The organism is Streptomyces sp. NPDC002868 (assembly GCF_055563295.1).
Genome location: NZ_JBVHDR010000006.1, coordinates 187,383 through 203,606 on the forward strand (window position 1 = coordinate 187,383; position 16,224 = coordinate 203,606).

Annotated in this window: 17 protein-coding genes, 1 tRNA gene and 2 pseudogenes; 9 read left to right on the top strand and 11 right to left on the bottom strand. The window is 64.7% G+C overall.

Features of this window, described 5'->3' with window-relative positions; translation table 11 throughout:
- Positions 1 to 315 precede the first annotated feature (315 nt).
- Complete coding sequence (locus tag ACZ3H8_RS20065; RefSeq protein WP_467403616.1) at positions 316 to 492, top strand: transposase; 177 nt, start codon at positions 316 to 318, stop codon at positions 490 to 492.
- A gap of 122 nt (positions 493 to 614) precedes the next feature.
- Here the strand turns inward: ACZ3H8_RS20065 and ACZ3H8_RS20070 are convergent, their stop codons facing one another.
- Together ACZ3H8_RS20070 and ACZ3H8_RS20075 are read right to left on the bottom strand one after the other, a co-directional pair.
- The gene (locus ACZ3H8_RS20070) at positions 615 to 1,196 is read right to left on the bottom strand and encodes a hypothetical protein (RefSeq protein ID WP_467403618.1); all 582 of its coding nucleotides are present in this window, start codon (positions 1,194 to 1,196) and stop codon (positions 615 to 617) included.
- Between the two features lie 72 nt (positions 1,197 to 1,268).
- The gene (locus ACZ3H8_RS20075) at positions 1,269 to 1,727 is read right to left on the bottom strand and encodes a hypothetical protein (protein WP_467403620.1); all 459 of its coding nucleotides are present in this window, start codon (positions 1,725 to 1,727) and stop codon (positions 1,269 to 1,271) included.
- An 87-nt stretch (positions 1,728 to 1,814) separates the two neighbouring features.
- Between ACZ3H8_RS20075 and ACZ3H8_RS20080 the strand changes: the two genes are divergently transcribed.
- Positions 1,815 to 2,522, top strand: coding sequence for a hypothetical protein (locus ACZ3H8_RS20080; protein WP_467403621.1), 708 nt, complete (start codon positions 1,815 to 1,817; stop codon positions 2,520 to 2,522).
- Between the two features lie 5 nt (positions 2,523 to 2,527).
- Here ACZ3H8_RS20080 and ACZ3H8_RS20085 read toward each other — a convergent pair whose 3' ends face one another.
- From ACZ3H8_RS20085 to mptB, 5 genes are all read right to left on the bottom strand, one after another.
- Positions 2,528 to 3,115: a hypothetical protein gene (locus ACZ3H8_RS20085; protein ID WP_467403624.1), complete on the bottom strand. Its 588-nt coding sequence runs from the start codon at positions 3,113 to 3,115 to the stop codon at positions 2,528 to 2,530.
- Positions 3,116 to 3,321: 206 nt separating this feature from the next.
- A tRNA-Pro gene (locus ACZ3H8_RS20090) sits at positions 3,322 to 3,395 on the bottom strand.
- 134 nt (positions 3,396 to 3,529) lie between these two features.
- Entirely contained in the window at positions 3,530 to 4,456 is a 927-nt protein-coding gene (locus ACZ3H8_RS20095) for a metallophosphoesterase (RefSeq protein ID WP_467403625.1), read from the bottom strand.
- Entirely contained in the window at positions 4,351 to 5,673 is a 1,323-nt protein-coding gene (locus tag ACZ3H8_RS20100; RefSeq protein ID WP_467403627.1) for a glycosyltransferase 87 family protein, read from the bottom strand. The genes ACZ3H8_RS20095 and ACZ3H8_RS20100 overlap by 106 nt, the downstream gene beginning before the upstream one ends.
- A gap of 87 nt (positions 5,674 to 5,760) precedes the next feature.
- A complete protein-coding gene (mptB, locus tag ACZ3H8_RS20105; protein WP_467403630.1) occupies positions 5,761 to 7,209 on the bottom strand; it encodes a polyprenol phosphomannose-dependent alpha 1,6 mannosyltransferase MptB in 1,449 nt (482 codons plus the stop codon).
- Positions 7,210 to 7,509: 300 nt separating this feature from the next.
- Between mptB and cutA the strand changes: the two genes are divergently transcribed.
- Positions 7,510 to 7,830, top strand: a complete 321-nt coding sequence (gene cutA, locus ACZ3H8_RS20110; RefSeq protein WP_389187564.1) for a divalent-cation tolerance protein CutA — start codon at positions 7,510 to 7,512, stop codon at positions 7,828 to 7,830.
- Here the strand turns inward: cutA and ACZ3H8_RS20115 are convergent, their stop codons facing one another.
- Positions 7,831 to 9,213: an XRE family transcriptional regulator gene (locus ACZ3H8_RS20115; RefSeq protein WP_467403632.1), complete on the bottom strand. Its 1,383-nt coding sequence runs from the start codon at positions 9,211 to 9,213 to the stop codon at positions 7,831 to 7,833. It lies immediately after the preceding gene.
- A gap of 122 nt (positions 9,214 to 9,335) precedes the next feature.
- On the opposite strand from ACZ3H8_RS20115, the gene ACZ3H8_RS20120 reads away from it, so the two are divergent.
- The 4 genes and pseudogenes from ACZ3H8_RS20120 to ACZ3H8_RS20135 all read left to right on the top strand — a co-directional run.
- Entirely contained in the window at positions 9,336 to 9,767 is a 432-nt protein-coding gene (locus ACZ3H8_RS20120; protein ID WP_467403634.1) for an ATP-binding protein, read from the top strand.
- Positions 9,767 to 10,069 carry a DUF7848 domain-containing protein gene (locus ACZ3H8_RS20125; protein WP_467403636.1) on the top strand — a complete coding sequence of 101 codons (303 nt, stop codon included), beginning with the start codon at positions 9,767 to 9,769 and terminating at the stop codon, positions 10,067 to 10,069. Before ACZ3H8_RS20120 ends, ACZ3H8_RS20125 begins: the two co-directional genes overlap by 1 nt.
- 283 nt (positions 10,070 to 10,352) lie before the next feature.
- The gene (locus tag ACZ3H8_RS20130; RefSeq protein ID WP_467403638.1) at positions 10,353 to 10,640 is read left to right on the top strand and encodes a hypothetical protein; all 288 of its coding nucleotides are present in this window, start codon (positions 10,353 to 10,355) and stop codon (positions 10,638 to 10,640) included.
- 287 nt (positions 10,641 to 10,927) lie between these two features.
- Positions 10,928 to 11,116, top strand: a pseudogene (locus tag ACZ3H8_RS20135) (TerD family protein); the annotation flags it as partial.
- 188 nt (positions 11,117 to 11,304) lie between these two features.
- On the opposite strand, the gene ACZ3H8_RS20140 reads toward ACZ3H8_RS20135, so the two are convergent.
- Entirely contained in the window at positions 11,305 to 11,631 is a 327-nt protein-coding gene (locus tag ACZ3H8_RS20140) for a DUF7701 domain-containing protein (protein ID WP_467403640.1), read from the bottom strand.
- On the bottom strand, positions 11,628 to 12,095 hold the full coding sequence (locus tag ACZ3H8_RS20145) for a RipA family octameric membrane protein (protein WP_467403642.1): 468 nt from the start codon (positions 12,093 to 12,095) through the stop codon (positions 11,628 to 11,630). The genes ACZ3H8_RS20140 and ACZ3H8_RS20145 overlap by 4 nt, the downstream gene beginning before the upstream one ends.
- A gap of 156 nt (positions 12,096 to 12,251) precedes the next feature.
- Between ACZ3H8_RS20145 and ACZ3H8_RS20150 the strand changes: the two are divergent.
- Positions 12,252 to 12,648, top strand: a pseudogene (locus ACZ3H8_RS20150) (transposase); the annotation flags it as partial.
- Here the strand turns inward: ACZ3H8_RS20150 and ACZ3H8_RS20155 are convergent.
- The gene (locus ACZ3H8_RS20155) at positions 12,645 to 13,181 is read right to left on the bottom strand and encodes an AAA family ATPase (protein WP_467403644.1); all 537 of its coding nucleotides are present in this window, start codon (positions 13,179 to 13,181) and stop codon (positions 12,645 to 12,647) included. The pseudogene ACZ3H8_RS20150 and the gene ACZ3H8_RS20155 sit on opposite strands and share 4 nt — an antisense overlap.
- Before the next feature lie 380 nt (positions 13,182 to 13,561).
- Here ACZ3H8_RS20155 and ACZ3H8_RS20160 point away from each other — a divergent pair, with 380 nt between their 5' ends.
- Entirely contained in the window at positions 13,562 to 15,994 is a 2,433-nt protein-coding gene (locus tag ACZ3H8_RS20160) for an NB-ARC domain-containing protein (RefSeq protein ID WP_467403647.1), read from the top strand.
- Positions 15,995 to 16,224 lie beyond the last annotated feature (230 nt).

Below are 16,224 nucleotides of genomic sequence, written 5' to 3' on the forward strand. Positions count from 1 at the left end.
GCCCTACGCCCGCCCCGGCAGCCGCAGCCACCAACTCCGCCCGCAGATGCTCCACGGCCTCCGCGATCCCGATCTCTTCACCCATACCCGACTCAACCCCCTTCGCCCCCGAACACCACGATGCGGATCGTCAACGTACCGTCACAGACACCCCTCACCACCGACCAGTTCCGCGCCGACTTCCGATGACAGCAATTGACCATTTACGGGCAATCGGGTACCTAGATGTTTCAAACACGCTCCAAGCTGCCCACTACTGCCCCTCCCCAGCCAGGTTGGCCGGGCGCATCTACCTGATGGGTACATGTGTCGTGATTGAGTGGTGCGCAATGGACACGGATTGAGTTGTTGCCGGATCGGACGCCGAGGAGGCGTGGGCAGTGGCGTGATCACCGGCTGATCATTGACGCGATCGTGTGGCGGTTTCGGACCGGTGCGCAGTGGTCAAGGGACAGAACCGCGACCGGCCCCGGCACCTCAGCCGGTCGGTGATCCTCAGCCGGGCGTGATCACTTCCTGACGCGTGAGGTCCTGTAGAGATCGGCGGTCAGCTCCGCCAGCTCCGGCAGGGAGATGCGGGAGTGCTCCGTGGCGGCCACGGTGCTGTGGTCGGCTCAGACGCAGAAAGCGCGGGGAGTCTCGTCCTCACCGTTGCCGTACACGGCATTCCGGCACGTCATCACGGCGCCGTCGTAGCCGTCCAGGTCGAACTCCTCCTCCTGTCCGACCCACTTGATGCCGTGGAAGGGGTACTGCTCGCCTTTACCGGCCGACCGCAGGAAGCGGGCGACCGCCTCCTCCGGGTCGGGGATCTCACCCCACAGTCCTCTGAAGGTCAGCCACTTGCCTCCCGTCGTCCCGTTGGGCCGCCATCCGCCCACCGCGTAGTCCGCACCCGTACCGGACGCGTTGCGGACGATCCTGTCGGCGTCCCGCGGTGTGATGCCGGTGCCCTTCACCTCCGTCTCGCCCTGGAAGCAGTCCGCGTCGGAGGGTTCGCCCGCACAGTCCACGATCCCCACGTAACTCAGGTCGTTGCCCAGGACTACGTACTCACCGACCGACCGTGGCGGATCCAGTTTGTACCCCCGGGTGTCGGCCTCGGGGGACGTCATGGTGTACACCCCGCCCGCAAGCACAGCGAGCGCCGCCGCGCCCACCACGATCAGACCCGTCTTCCGCCGTGCGGCATGCATGAACCGTCTTCCCCCTCCGTCGGTACACGTGCTCCGACCAACGGAAGCGGAGAAGGGTTGCCAGGAACCCACTCAACCAGCACGGGTGAGCGTGTTCAGGTGGTCCAAGTACTCGCGGCCCACTGCTTCGTTGGCGTAGTCGCGGTTGACGATCGCGGCCAGTTCTCGGCTGACATCCACGACGAAGTGGTGATCAAGGTTCTCGGGGTACGGCATTCCTTCGAGCAGCTTTCGGCCACGATCGAGCGCCACCTCAGTCTGCCGACGGTCACCGAGTCGGGCCCAACCCTTGGCTTCCTGTGCTGCGAGCTGAACGGCTACGCCCTGGCTTGGTGCGACACCAGTCCCTGCCTGGGATGCGGCCAGGATGCCGCGGTAGTCGCCCGTAGTGAGAGCGAACCATGCGCGCATCTCGTGGGCCCAACCGGTGATCTCCGGGTTGTCTGCCTCCCGAGCCAGGGACAGTGCGGCTCGCCGCGTGCTCTCTGCGGCAGCTCGGTCGCCCATGTCGTACTCGACACAGCCGATCAACAGGGGCTCTGCCGCGGCCTCATCAATCGATCTGGGTCTGTGCAATGAGACCCGCGGGTTGTCAGTGGCCGCCAATATCCTGCCCCGATGACAACTGAGCATTGGTCGCTGATCGTGGCGCTCCTGGCATTCCTCTCTGCTGCCTGGGCCATCAAGTACAGCCGAGCTCAAGCAGCGTCAGCTGAAGGGCAACTTGCTGTTGCTCGCCAGGTGCACCGCGAGCAGAACGAGCCGTACGTCATCGTGGACATCCAGCCTCAAGAGCCCGGATCTCTCCTGCTTGTTCTTGTCATCCAGAACGTGGGCCCGACCATGGCCCGCAATGTCAAGATCAAGGTGTCTCCCAGCCTGACATCTACGCAAGGTGACGACGTCAACCAGGCTCTGGAACAGGTGCTGGCACGCACTATCGCCATGATTCCTCCGGGGCGGAGGGTGGAGTACCACTTCGACAGCGCTGGCAACCGGTTCGGCTCCGACCTGCCCATGGTGTTTGAGTTCAGTGTCAACAGCGAGGGTCCGATGGGCCGCCGTGTTGAAGAACTCCGATACACCGTGGACCTGGGCCTTCTCGGCGAGGCGTTGGTCGGTCAGCGCCCGATGAAGCCCATTGAGGAACGTTTGGACAAGGTCATCAAGAGCGTCAAGGAACTCACGGATTACTACAGGGAGGCGAATCAGCAGGCCATTGCGGAAACGCGAGCTCGAAGGATGGAAGAAGTCCGTCGACGTCGCGAGACCCAACAGCAGCAGATGTCGGACGGTGCGACGACAATCGGCACCACCGATCAGTGAGAACCTCAGTCCCGACGACGCGACCAGCGCGATGGCGGGGGCGTAAGGGTGTTGCTGACGGCTTGGGTGAAGGCAGACAGCACCTGCTCCAGGCGCTGTGTGTCTTCGATGTCTTCGATGTCTTGGATGGCGGACAGCAGGCGTTCGGTGGCGGCTCCAAAGTCCGGGTCGGGGTGCCGCAGCAGGGGCGCTGCCGCGGCTGCGATCTGGTGAAAGTGGGCGGTCAGCGTGGCGGCAGCTTGCTTGGGGCCATGTCGTTCACGGCTGAGCATCCATGCGGCATCGCTTAGGCCGGCCAGGGTCCACAACTTTTCGGGGCCACCGGAGAGGCGCGCGCGGGCGTAGCCGCCGAGAGACGCCAGCGCGGTCAACAGGAAGACACGGCTGCGCTCGGCACTTCCCTCCCAAAGGAGACGGTTAGTGGTGACCGCACTCTTCAGGTCAACGACAGCCAAGACCAGAGCATCGGCTTGCATCTGGACGGCGACCTGTTCCGCCTTGGCGTCTGCCCGATCCCGGGATCTGTTCGTCAGCCACCATGCGAGGACGACGCCCAGTAGGGCTCCAGGGAGGGCCCATAGTGCTTCGATCATCCCCGCAGGATCCCGCCTGGGCTGAGGTGACAGCGTCGATCTCCCGGAATCCGTACCGTTCCGGGACAGAGTGAAGACCGGAGATCAGTACAGAGCCCAGCCGGATCGCCCGGCGGCTCGAATCCATAGTCACGCAGTTAGTCACGCAGCAAACAGCAGAGGCCCACTCCGACTATGGAGAGGGCCTCTGACCTGGTACTTCTCTGTCGGGGTGGCGGGATTTGAACCCACGACCTCTTCGTCCCGAACGAAGCGCGCTGCCAAGCTGCGCTACACCCCGATGTCACCGGTGTCGCGGCGACATCGATTACTTTAGCCCACCCGCGCCCGCAGGCGAAATCCGGTTTTCGCGCCCCCGCCGGGGCCTCATCCGGCACCCACACCGGCGCCCCATCCCCAGTCCCCGCACCGCCCTCAGTCCCGCGCCGTCAGCGTCAGCAGCGTCGCCTCCGGCGGGCACGCGAACCGCACCGGGGTGTAGCGGTTCGTGCCGCAGCCCGCCGAGACGTGCAGGTACGAGACGTTTGAGTCGGACCGGTGGGTGGACAGGCCCTTCACGCGGGCCGTGTCCAGGTCGCAGTTGGTGACCAGCGCCCCGTAGAAGGGGATGCACAGCTGGCCGCCGTGGGTGTGGCCCGCCAGGATCAAGGGGTAGCCGTCCGCCGTGAAGGCGTCGAGCGTGCGCAGATACGGGGCGTGGACGACGGCCAGTGACAGGTCGGCGCCCGGTTCCGGGCCGCCCGCGACGCGGTCGTAGCGGTCGCGCTTGATGTGGGGGTCGTCGAGGCCGGTGAAGGCGAGTTCGTAATCGTCCAGCTTCAGGTGCCCGCGGGCGTTGTTCAGGCCCACCCAGCCCGCCGCGTCGAAGGCGTCGCGCAGGCCCTGCCACGGGTTGTGGACCACGCCGACGGCCGGGGTGTTGCCGTTCAGGCCGTGCCGGCCCTGCGCCTTCTCGAAGAGATAGCGGGCGGGGTTACGGAGCTTGGGGCCGTAGTAGTCGTTGGAGCCGAAGACGTACACGCCGGGGTATTCGAGCAGTGGGCCGAGCGCGTCCAGGACCTCCGGCACGGCCTCCGGGTCGGACAGGTTGTCGCCGGTGTTGACCACGAAGTCCGGGCGCAGGCCCGCGAGCGACTGGAGCCAGGCGCGTTTCTTGCGCTGGCCGCTCACCATGTGGATGTCGGAGACCTGGAGTACGCGCAGCGGCCGTATCCCCTGCGGCAGCAGCGGAACCGTCAGCCGTCGGAGGCGGAAGGAGCGGGCCTCGAAGCCGGCGGCGTAGGCGAGGCCGGCCGCGCCGGCTGCCGTGATTCCCAGGGGTACTCCGTAGCGTGCGCGCATGCGCCCATCGTTGCAGACCCCGCAGGCTGGGGGAGGGGGTGGGCGGCCGCCGCGGGCGCGCCTTCCCGCAGCGGGAGTGCGAGCAGCAGGCCGAGCGAGATCCAGACGTACGTATTGCTGCCGAGGAAGCCATCGACACCCGTGGCGTCCCAGCTCCACAGCCATACGACGCTGCTGCACAGCACCACATAGATCGCCACGGACCACCTCAGCAGCCGCCGTCGCCTCGGGTCGTCCTTCCCGTGGCGCAGACCCGCGTCGATGAGTACGGCGAGTGCCGGGAACAGCCAGACCAGATGGTGCACCCAGGTGACCGGGCTGATGAGACAGGCCGTGAGGCCGGTCAGCGCGAAGCCCGCCATCTCGTCCCCCGCGGCGACCGCGCGGCGTGCGCGCCAGGCCCAGACGCACAGGAGCACGATCACGCCGACCGCCCATACCAGGCGGCTGGGGGCGCCCGGTTCCGAGAGCCGGGCCAGGACTCCCTGCCAGGACTGGTTGGAGACGTACGCGAGCGAACCGACGCGGTCCGTGTCCCACATCGCCTCGGTCCAGTAGACGCGGGACGCGTCGGGGGCCGCCCACAGAGCCAGCAGTGTCGCGGTGATCGCGACGCCCGAGGCCGTGGCGGCGGCACGCCAGCGCCGGGTCACCAGCAGGTAGCAGATGAAGATGGCGGGGGTGAGCTTGATCGCGGCGGCGAGGCCGATGCCGAGGCCCGCGAACCGCTCGCGGCCCGTGGACAGCAGCCAGGCGTCGGCGAGTACGAGCGCCAGTAGCAGCAGATTGACCTGGCCGAAGCTGAAGGTGTCGCGGACCGGCTCCAGCAGGACGAACAGACAGCCCGCAACGGCGAAGGCGAACCACCGGGACCAGCCCTGCCGGCGGACGGCGGCGCCGGCCGTCCAGTACAGGATCGCGCCCGCTGCCGCGAGATTGAGCAGCGTGCTGATCGCGACGGCGCTCGGCCAGTCGAGCAGGGTCATCGGCAGCATGCACAGGGCGGCGAACGGCGGATATGTGAAGCCGTAGTGCGTCCCGGGCACCAGATACTCGTAGATGCTCCCGCCGTGCTTCCAGCTGTCGACGGTTCCGTAGTAGACGCCGAGGTCGAACCAGTCCCGGTGGAGCGGGACCGTCGCGAGGAAGAGCCCGACGGCCGCCGCGAGACCCACCACCAGGAGCAGCCGTCCGCGCGTGCCCGTCGGCAAGGTCATGCTCGCCCTCATGCGGCGCACCCCTTCATGCGGGACTCTCCTTCATGCGGCGCTCCCCGTTCATGCGGCGCTCCCCAGCGGTGAGTTTCATACGGAGCTCCCCAGCGGTCCGGTCCCGGCGCGGGACGAGGCCCGTCCCGCGATGCGGTGCGTGCACCACAGCGCGAGCACCGCGAGGATTCCGCCGAAGGTCGCCAGCGCCACCTGCGGCCCCTCCGGTGCGAAGCCACTGGGCAGTACGGCCAGGGCCAGTACGGCGCTCGCCGCGGCGACCGCCCGGCGCACCGGTCTGTCGGGCCCGGCTGCGGCAATCAGGAACAGGCCCCACAGCACGTACCAGGGCCGTATCGCGGGTCCGAGGACGGCCACCGCGGTCAGGCTCAGCCCGAGTGCGTACACCGGGCGCGGCAGATGGCGCCGCCAGGCGATCAGTATGGCCAGCGCGGTGGCGGCCAGCCCCGCCAAGTGCCAGGCAGGGGCGGCGAATTGGGCCAGGCCGCTGCCCGCGCTCTCCAGCAGCGCACCCGTCATCCGGCCGAGTGACGAGGTGATCGACCAGTTCTGCGGCGAGACCGGGGTGTCGAGGGCGGCTATCCACCCGTATCCCGTACCTGCCACGGCGGTTGTCGCCGCCGTCGTCGCTGCGCAGACTCCGAGCACGGCCAGCGCGGCCTTCACGCGTGGGACCTTCAACTGAGGGGTACGGCCCGCGAGCTGCCGGCCCCAGAGCAGGGCGATGGCCAGTAGCCCCAACGCGGCCGGGGCCTTCACCAGGGCGGCGAGGGTGACCAGTACGACGGCCAGGATCGGCCACCGGCCCAGCGCCGCCACCAGCCCCGCGCCCAGCAGCCCGAGCATGATCGCGTCATTGTGCGCCCCGCCGACGAGATGCAGCAGCACCAGCGGGTTGAGCGCACCGAGCCAGAGCGCGGTGGCCGGGTCGGCGCCGCAGTGCCGGGCCAGCGTGGGCAGGCAGAGGACCATCACGGCGACCCCGAGCAGCGCGACCAGCCGCATGCCGAGCACTCCGGTGAACACCTCGGTACGGGAGAAGTCGGTTATCGCGGTCGCGAAGGCGAGGAAGAGCGGTCCATACGGAGTCGGGGTGTGCTGCCACAGCGGCGCCACCTCGGCGTTCAGCGGCCCGCCGAGCCGGGATGGCCCGTTCGCGTACACATCGATCTGCGCGTCGACCATCGCCCCCTGCGCGAGATAGCTGTACACGTCCCGACTGAACAGCGGCGGCGCCAGCAGCAGCGGCGCGGCCCACAGCCCGAGCGTGAGCAGCAGGGTGCGTCGGCCCGGCGGCTCGGGACCGCGTACCGCGCGCCCGAGCAGCGCCCAGGCGGCGACCAGCAGTACGAGTCCGAAGTACGCGGCGACCAGGCCGAGCGCGGCCCCGCCGGACTCGGGGGCGAGCGCATCCCGTACGGGCAGCGCACCCGCGGTCACGCCGCCCGCGGCGAGCGCTGCCGAGCCCAGCAGCCCCAGCAGTTGGCAGCGGCGGGTGTCGAGGGGGACGGGGACGGCCAGCATCTGGGCAGACTGTCAACGGGCGGTGTCCTAAAGGCGACGCAGGCATCGCCATCGAGCGGCCGCCGTATGTCGGCCGTATTACGAACGTACGGACAGCCGTACACGAGGCACGTCCTTCCATGGCAACCCCAGGGAAATGGGCGGGCAAGGACATCACCGCACCTGACACACTTGGCTCCATGACCACAGTCAAGCCTTCTTCATAGCCTTTTGGGTCGGGCTGCTGTCACGCGGTTGCCCTGAGCCGCACGTGTTGCGGCCCCTGGTTGGCGGGTCGTGGTCCGGCCTAGGCTCTCGCCCATGACTGAGTGCGTGCAGGTGTACACAGCGACGGAGAGCCGTGAGGCAGCGGTGGCACTGGCCAAGGGTGCGACAGAGACACGTCTGGCTGCGGGTGCGCAGGTGGTCGGCCCTGTCACCTCGGTGTTCTGGCACCTGGGCGAATTCGGGGAGGGCGAGGAGTGGCAGGTGATCTTCAAGACGACGGCGGCTCGGTACCCCGAACTTGAAGCGCATCTGCTGGAGCACCACCCGTGGAAGAACCCCGAGATCAACGCGGTGCCCATCGTGGCGGGCTCTGCGGCCGGCCTGGACTGGATCGCCCGCAGCGTTGCCGAGTGATCACATGGCCGCGCGGTCCAGCAGCTCGGCAACGGGCGCGATCGTCCGGTGCGGCTGAAGCCTGAGCAGGAACTCGTTCGCGCGCTGCTGGGGCCGGACGGAGCCGACTCCGGTCGAGAGGTCCATGGCCTTGGCGATCACTGTTGCTGACTGCTCGACTTCACCGGCGTCCAGGTACGCGTGTGCCAGCCAGGTGAGGTAGAGAGACTTGTCGCGGGCGTGGGCATCGGTGAAATCGGCCAAGGCCGATTCGAGAGCGGGAACAGCTCGCAGCGGCCGGTGCAGCTCGGTCCAGCAGCGGCCCTTCATGATCTGGAGTTCGCGGGTGTCGACCCACGACGACCAGTCGGGCCCGGGGCGGTCACTGCCGTTCCCTGTCAACGCCTCCTCGGCCTGGCCGAGTGCCTGCTCGGTCTCCTTGGCCTGGCCCGCTTTGGCATGGGCCCAAGCGCGACGCTCAAGGAGAAGAGCCCGGACGGTCGGAGGTGCGTCCGCGCTGGCTGTCTCGCAGGATGCGGCGGCGGTTGCCACCCCAGACGTTCCGGTGCTGACCTGCTGGTAGGCGAGGAACGCGAGGGAGTTGCCTGCCAGCGCAGCATCTCGGGCTTCTGTCGATGCCTGAAAGGCCTTCTCGTAGAGGGCTGATGCCTCGGTCTGACGGCCCGCGTCGAATGCTGCCCAACCTGCCTGCTGCGCCTGCTCGGCCACCAGACTGAGGAGCTGCCGACCGGTGGTCTCCGTGTACGAGGCGTTGCGAAACAGATTCATCGTGGTGCCGAGCTCGGCGCGGTAGATGTGCCGGGTGTCGGCTCCGCCGAGTACGTCATCGAGGCTGCGGAGACGGACGGTGCGCCGCTGTAGGTGCTGTACCTGCCGCTGCCCGATGCGGCGGCCGGCTGTGGCTCCTGGCGTCATGGCCGCACTGGTGGCGATGCCCACGGACGCTGCGAGGAACCTCCTGCGCTGCACTTCGTCTCCTTCGAGATCGACGGTTCCCAGATCACCGGTCTCGGGAACATTCGCAATTCCTAGGGCGACAGTCGCAAGGGGAGAGGTCAGCTCCGGGCGGCTTGCAGACGTGGGCGTTGATGCCTGCTCCCAGGGGCGCGGTGCCAGCCCGATCATGCGGCCGGGGATGCCCAGGGCGTCCGCGATGTACGCGATCTTCTCGTAGGTGGTGATCGCGCCGTCGCCTCGCGCCAGCTTCCCCACTCGTTCCGGCTTGATGTCGCACGCGTCGGCGATTTTCAGGAAGCTGATCCCGCCCCATTGCCGGGCCAGCCTGAAGACCTGCCCGAAGTCGTGCCGCGTCAGCGCGGCCTGCACATCGGCTCGGCCAAGGACATGGGCCGGTAACGCCGTTGGTGAGAGGTCTCCTGACACGCGCTTCCCCGAATCTGCCTGGGCACAAGGAATATCAGTGATTCTCCGCGCGGAGTTTACCCATCATGGGTACCCCTATCGCCGGGAATCGAAGAGGCGTTGAGACGCCCATCCTCTGAGGCATGCAGGAGCGACAGGATGCGCTGAACGGCCCGGAGATGGTGTGCCGATGGGCTCGCCATCCGCGGTGTGTCGGCCTGGCCCGCATCGAGCTGAGCAAGGCGCTCGCAGCCTGGGGCCTGGCAGAGATTGAGGATACGGCTCTGGTCGTGCTCTCGGAACTGGTGACGAACGCGGTCCGGCATGCGCACGTTTCGCCGGGGCGTGAGATCGAGACCCGCTTTCAACTGGCTGGCGATGACCTCCGTATCGAGGTGCACGACGCCGCTGATGAGTGGCCTCACAAGCATGTCGCAGCCAGTGACTCGGAGTGCGGCCGAGGGCTCGTTCTGGTCAGCGTGCTAGCGGACCGGTGGGGCGTAGGCGAACGCGGCGGAGTCGGCAAGGCCGTATGGGCTCTGATGACCGTGCCGCCTCAGGAGGGAGACAGCTGATGGACGGCACTCAGAAGCCTTTGGACGTGGGCGCGTTGGAGAGTCAGTCGGCGAGACCTCAGGCAGTGATGCGGTTCGCCGACTGGACGTTGACCACGGACAAGCAAGGCAGCGGCCCGGTCTACGAGGCGGAATGCACGACGTGCGGCGAGTCCTCCGACGCGGCGGAAAACAAGGACGAGCCCGAGCTTTGGTGCTTGCGGCACGCGGGCGCTCTCGGGCACACCGGCTTCCGCGGAATCACGACCGCTTTCTTCCGTGCCGTTCTGGTCAACGCGCGAAGTGGTGGTGCGGACTCATGAGGCAGCGATTATGCGCCTTCGGAATCGTCGTCTTCTGGATCGCGGTCTATGTGCCGTTGGCGGTGATCAGTGATCCCTACTCGTCCGCCTTTTAGCGTCTGGCCTACGTAGGCCAGACGCAGGCCGGACCGCCCCCTTGGCCTGGAAGCATTCGAGGGCGGTCCGGTTTGGGGCGCAGATGCAACCCCGGTGCCGATGGTACCGGGGGCATCGTCGTGTCCATGATCGATGAGCCCTCTCATGGTCGGAGTTGAGCCAGCGACGGGGAAGGGACTGCAAGCGGATGCACGACCCAGAGGACGCGGGTTTCGAGGGCGAGCTGTTCGACCCTGACGACGTGATGTGGGTGCGTGGGGTCGACTACGTGGCGGGCTGGCGTGATGCGACGGAAGCCGGCGGGGAGTTGGCGGAGGCGTTGGAGAGCGCGGGGTTCGACACGGCGGGACTCGAATGGCGGGCCGGGACGAATGCGGAGGGCGCCGGGAGGGTGCGCCTGGTGCTGTCGGCGGCAGCGGCCGGCGACTTGGCGGCACTGGTGCGGGCGGTCGCTTATTTGGGCAAGGCGAGTTGAGCATCTCCCAAAGGCCGTGGACTCTCAACGGCTGTGTCAACAGGCCGCGTCATGCCGTCCAACACGCTTTCCAACTGTGTTGGTGGGGTGGTGGGCTGTGTGCTGGGGCATTCACCTGGTTTCATGGACGGCTGGCCGTCGGTGCTGGAACGGCTTCGGGTCTCGTCTGAACGGCCGTGAACGCAGGCGAATGAGACGGAAAGCGAGACGGCGGCACTGTGTCGGCAGGTTCGTGAGCGATGCTCCTTGACCCATGCCCGAGGCGTGTTCCCTCGGTCGGAATGTGCGGCGACGAGGACCGGATCAGCTTCGACCTGACCGCGGTCCCGTCCGGCGTCGACCGGATCGTCGTGGCGGCGAGCCGCTACGAGGGAGCCGGCTTCGGGGAGCTGGAGGACCTGAAGGGGACACTGGCCGATGGCGGCGGTGAGAGCCTCCTCAGGTTCGCCATCGATGACGCCGACACGGTGAGCGCGATGAAATCATAGATCCCGGGCGGCGATCGGCCTCCCGGGATGCTTCCGGTTCTACGACCTTCGTCACATGGCCCACACCCTGACCCTCTCGGGACACATTCAAGGACAGGATGGTGCGCCAGCACTCCTCCTTTGTCTGGGGAGCGGCCCGGGCAGCGACCTTGGCCTTGGGACACGATTCCGCGGTACTACGGCTGAGGAGGATTCGTGGATGCTGGCGACCTCGCACGTTCGAGTCGGCGAGCGGCTGCGTGGATGGCCTCGGTGTATGGGGCGTCTGCGGCACGCGTCTTCGGGTCAAGATCTTGGAAGGGGATGAGTGCACCGTGAGTGCTGTCCACCGACTGCATCCACGCGGACCACGCATTGTGAACGTCTTCGTCGGTGACCTGCTCCCCCTTCGCTTGCAGCAGCACAGCATAGATGCGGAACAGATCGTCAGAGTCCGCAGGGGGCTGCGCATCCGGGGGAAGACAGGATCGGATCAGGTCGGCTAGGTGATCAAGGTAGGTCACAAAGACAGTGTGCCCACAAACAAGATGAGGTGCGCTAGGGCGAACACCAAGGGCACAATGCGTTCGGAGGCGCCTAGCTCTGCGTAGCGCTTTCGCCAGCTAGGAACCGGGTCGCTCTTCAGAGCCTCCCATTCGTCAGCGAAGATCCTGGCCGAGAGGCGACCCTCCAGCTTGTGGATGACCGTAAATTTCGCGGTGTTGAGGTCCCGATAGCTGCGAAGTTGCAACCACCACGTGGCAGACAGGGTGACGCCGGCCAGGGCCACGGCCAGTGACACCCACCATGGGGACTCTGAGAGCTTAGGGACCCCAAAGCCGACCAAGGTAACGAGAGCGGACTGCACTGACAGGAAGAAGGCGTTGGCTGTCCCTCTGCGCGCCGAGACCCGATCGGCCATTTCCACAGCGAGCTTGTAGAGCTCGAGTACCTCCGGCCGGTCGTTTGGTACTTCCGATGTGGTCACCGAGCCCCTCCGACAAGCATTTTGAGGTTCTCCCAGGTCCACTTGTAGATTTTGTCAGAACTGACGAACGCACGCTTGGGCATTGGGGTCCTTACTCCACGTGAAGGTCTTTCGCGCATAGTAGAGGAAGGCACAGACAACGGTCAGCGCATCTTCAACCGCGGCCCGGCCCAGGGCCGGCGCAAGGGCTTCAACGAGACCGACTACGCACGCCTGCTGGACCCGCCCACCAGCAGCTCGGCGGCCCGATCGTGCTGGTCTGGGACAACTTGAACACGCACGTCAGCCGCTCCATGCGGCAGCTGATCGCGACCCGCTCATGGCTGACCTCTATCAACTGCCGCCCTACGCACCCGAACTCAACCCGGTCGAAGGCGTGTGGTCACTCCTGAAACGGCGCTGGCCAACGTCACCAAACACAGCCGCGACCAGCTCACCGCCCTGGTGAAGACCCGACTCAAACGGATGGAATACCGCGCGCCTCATCGACAGCCTCATCGCCAAGACCGGACTCGACCTCCAACCGCCGAACCTCAGCTTTAAAGATCTCTAGTCGAGGACCACTGTCACGGCAGCAGCTTCCTCCGAACTCTTCACGACATAAACACGGCTGAAGCTCTCACGCGAGAGCGCTTTCCTTGATGACTGCAGATCTTGATTTTGCCGGTGGATTACTCCGGGGTTTACTTGACGGTTGCGGCGTCTGGAATTCTGTCTGAGAGCAGTTTCCTCTCCCACATCAAACACAATGGCAACGGGCACGAAATTGTGATCCCGCGCCAATGCCAGGAGGCTTCTCCGTGCCTGCACCTCGACGTTGGTGGCATCTATTACAGTTAGCTTGCCAAATTCGAGGCGCTTATCAGCAAGAAAGTACAGGAGGTCGAATGCGGCACGAGTAGCACTTTGATCTGTCTCGTCGTCGCAGACAAGAGCCCTGCAGTGGTCGCTTTCTATAATCTGTAGTGGAGAAAAGTGCTTCCGAGCAAAAGTGGACTTACCCGACCCCGAGGGGCCGATAAGAAGTACAAGCGATCTGCCCGGAATCGTTAGGGTTCTTCCTGGGGTGGTGGGTGAGACGCTCATCCACGACTACCTTGGTATTTTGGGATCGCTACATTCCGTTTCTTTCCCTGCCGCCGCCCCACGGCTGAGGCGCCGTATGCCCCTACGGGATAGCCGAAGTTCCACGTGCTACAACGAGCTTCTTACATCTGGGCATAGAGTGCGTTACTCTATCGCCATGGCGAGCCTTGCAGCTCTGATGGTACCCGGCCAGGCCCAGCGGGGCATCGGTTCAGCCCGTTTCGTGCCTCCGCAGCCGGAGGAACGTGGCTCATGGCCCGCTGGACCTTGACCTTGCACCCGAGGTCCCGGCAGTCACCTCCGAAGCGCGGTCATCCATGCCTGGGCGAACTAAGCACAAACGAGCTCTTAGCCGCGGCTAACCCAGGGGAGGGGGAGTCATGGCATCTCTATCGGAGAAGAGGGTCATTCTCATTGCGCCGGATGACGTTGAGAATGAGCTCGAAGCCATACGAACAGTGGTCGAACAGGCCAACCAGCTCCGGCTCAGGGAGCGGCTGACCCTATGGAATTGGCGCACAGATGCCACACCCGGGATGCATCTGGATGGCCCCCAGGGGCTTACGGATAAACAAATGCGGATTTCTGAAGCCGACCTGGTCATCGCCGTTTTCTGGTCGCGCCTTGGAACCCCAGTAAAAGACGATCATTCCGGTACTGCTCATGAACTCCGCCTCGCCTGGAGATCCTGGAAGGCTACCGAAAAGCCAACCGTGTGGATTTATTTCTGTACGCGCGCAATACCTCAGTCCGCATATGAAGACTCTGACCAGTTCCCGAGACTCAGGTCTTTCAAGAAGTCGCTCCCAAAAGAGCAGGTCTTTTCTGAATTCGAATCTGTAGAAGAACTCCAGAGCGATTTCACGAAGCATCTTGGCATCTGGTTGGATGAGAACGATCCAGGGTCGACAGAGGAACCAGCCATCTTGAAAGGCGTTCTCGCTCCCCCCGATGCGGCAAGAATGGTGCAGCGGCCGAGGGAGATTGAGCGTCTGGCCACGTCTCTCCGTGAAGCCCCGATTGTATGCCTACATGGAATTTCAGGCAGCGGCAAGACCAGGCTCGCAGCCCAGTATGGGGTATCACCGCTGCGCTTGGCTGAGCATTCGCGGGACCTACTGTGGTACGAAGTCTCCCACGGTGGCACGCTTGAGGAAATGCTCGCAATGCTGCCTCAAGAGCTTGTAGGGCCGGCCGATCTGAGCCCCCTAACCCGCTCGAAGAACCTTCTGACAACTCTCCGACTTCGCAGTCAGCTGCTGGTATTGGATGATTTCCACGAGGCAGACAGAACCAGCTACTCACCGCTGCTGAGAGTCGCCGGAATACAGTCGTGCCCCGCTGTCATATTGTTGCTCAGCCGTGTAGCCCTATACGTGCAGGACGCGGCGGAGATCGCTGTACGAGCATGGACGACAGCTGAGGTGAGGAGGCTTTTGGAGCAGCTTGGTCTGCCAACGCTCAACGACGAACTGCTGCTAAAGCTCACAAGGAAGACGGGCGGCTTGCCTCTGGCGGTGAGGTTCTTCTGGGTCCTCGTAAAAGAATTCGGCCGCGACCCGAAAGCCCTTCTAGAGGGTGAACTCAGCCAGACTCCTCTGACCGAGAGCTGGTACGGCGAGATCACGGCAAAACTTTCCCAAGCAGAAATAGCCTTGCTGAGGTATTTTTCGCTGGCGGAACCGTACATTACGGAGCCGGTTCTGAAGCGCGCCCAGGCGCGCCTGGCTCCGTCGCAGCGGGTGCGGGCATTCATGCGCCTACAGACGCTGCTGCTGGTTGAGTCGCGTGGGCCCGCCAGGTGGGCTGTGCATCCATTCGTTGCCGAACATACGCTCAACGACACAGACGATATGACTAAGAGTAATATGCTGCGCGATCTTTGCAAGTTTAGTCGTGATGGCATCCGGAACTTGCGACCGAATCAGATGACGCATCAGTCGCTGGTCGCGGGAATACGGGCAGTGCGATACGCCCAGCGAGCAAAGGATGTGGATGAGTCACATAAGATAATAACGGGCATCGCAAGCGCGGCCAAACGCCTTGGTTACTACCGTTCACTGCGGGAGTTGTGTCAGTGGCAGATGGCACAGGACGGCTGCGACCCTTGGGTGGAATATCACTATGCGCACTGTGAGCTGATACTTGGGAAGCCCCGCCATACGGCGGCGGTTCTGTCAGGGCATGAATGGTCCGATGAAGACGCGGCGCTGGGTTTTGCGTCAGCGAGGATCCTCTCCGACGCTCAGTCTCAGCTCGGAGACCTGAGTTCTGCGATCTCGGGGTTGCGGGATGCCCTCAGGCATGACCCTGGATCGCGTAGAGGCGCTTTGACAAGTTACCGGCAGGCCAAGGCAATGCTGGCAAGGTTGCTGATGGAGAACGGTTCTTTTACCCAGGCGAGAACGCTTGCCGGGGATCTGGCTCGTAGTACGAGAGACGAGCGTAGCCTTGCAGTGATAGTGATGCTGCTGGGACGGCTCGATTCCGTCCATAACCCCCGCGACGCCGAGAGAAGGTTTCGGCTGGCGATGGAAAAATTCCGCTCGGTCGGAGACCGTCGCGGTTGTGCGTGGGCCTCGCGAAGTCTTGCCGAGGTGCTAATCCGGCAGGGTAGAACTGGGCATGAGGTAAGGCGACTGGTCCGTGAATCGGTGTCAATCTGCTCGCGGACTGGTGAATCTACCCTGGAATACTCGGAGTGGCTGCAGAGAATGCGAAAGGCATACATCAAGGATGCTGCAATGCTTAATCTCATTGATCACGAGGCAATAAGGGTGAGCAGCGATCTGGGTTTTTCTACGCACAACTGAGGTCGCCATCTGGATCCTGACAGATCGAGTGATCCAGCATGAGCTCGGTGAGTCGCGACTGGGCCCAGTCTCTTTCGTTAGTCAACGAATTGTCATGCCGAGAATGAACCCGCACAGATAGAGAGCAGTAAAAGGCAGGATCGATGCATGGGTTGTCACTATGCAGCGAGGCTTTCCGGTGATTCAAGACCGTGGCTTCGAGGTCACCTCAGACAGCGACGGCTAACGCA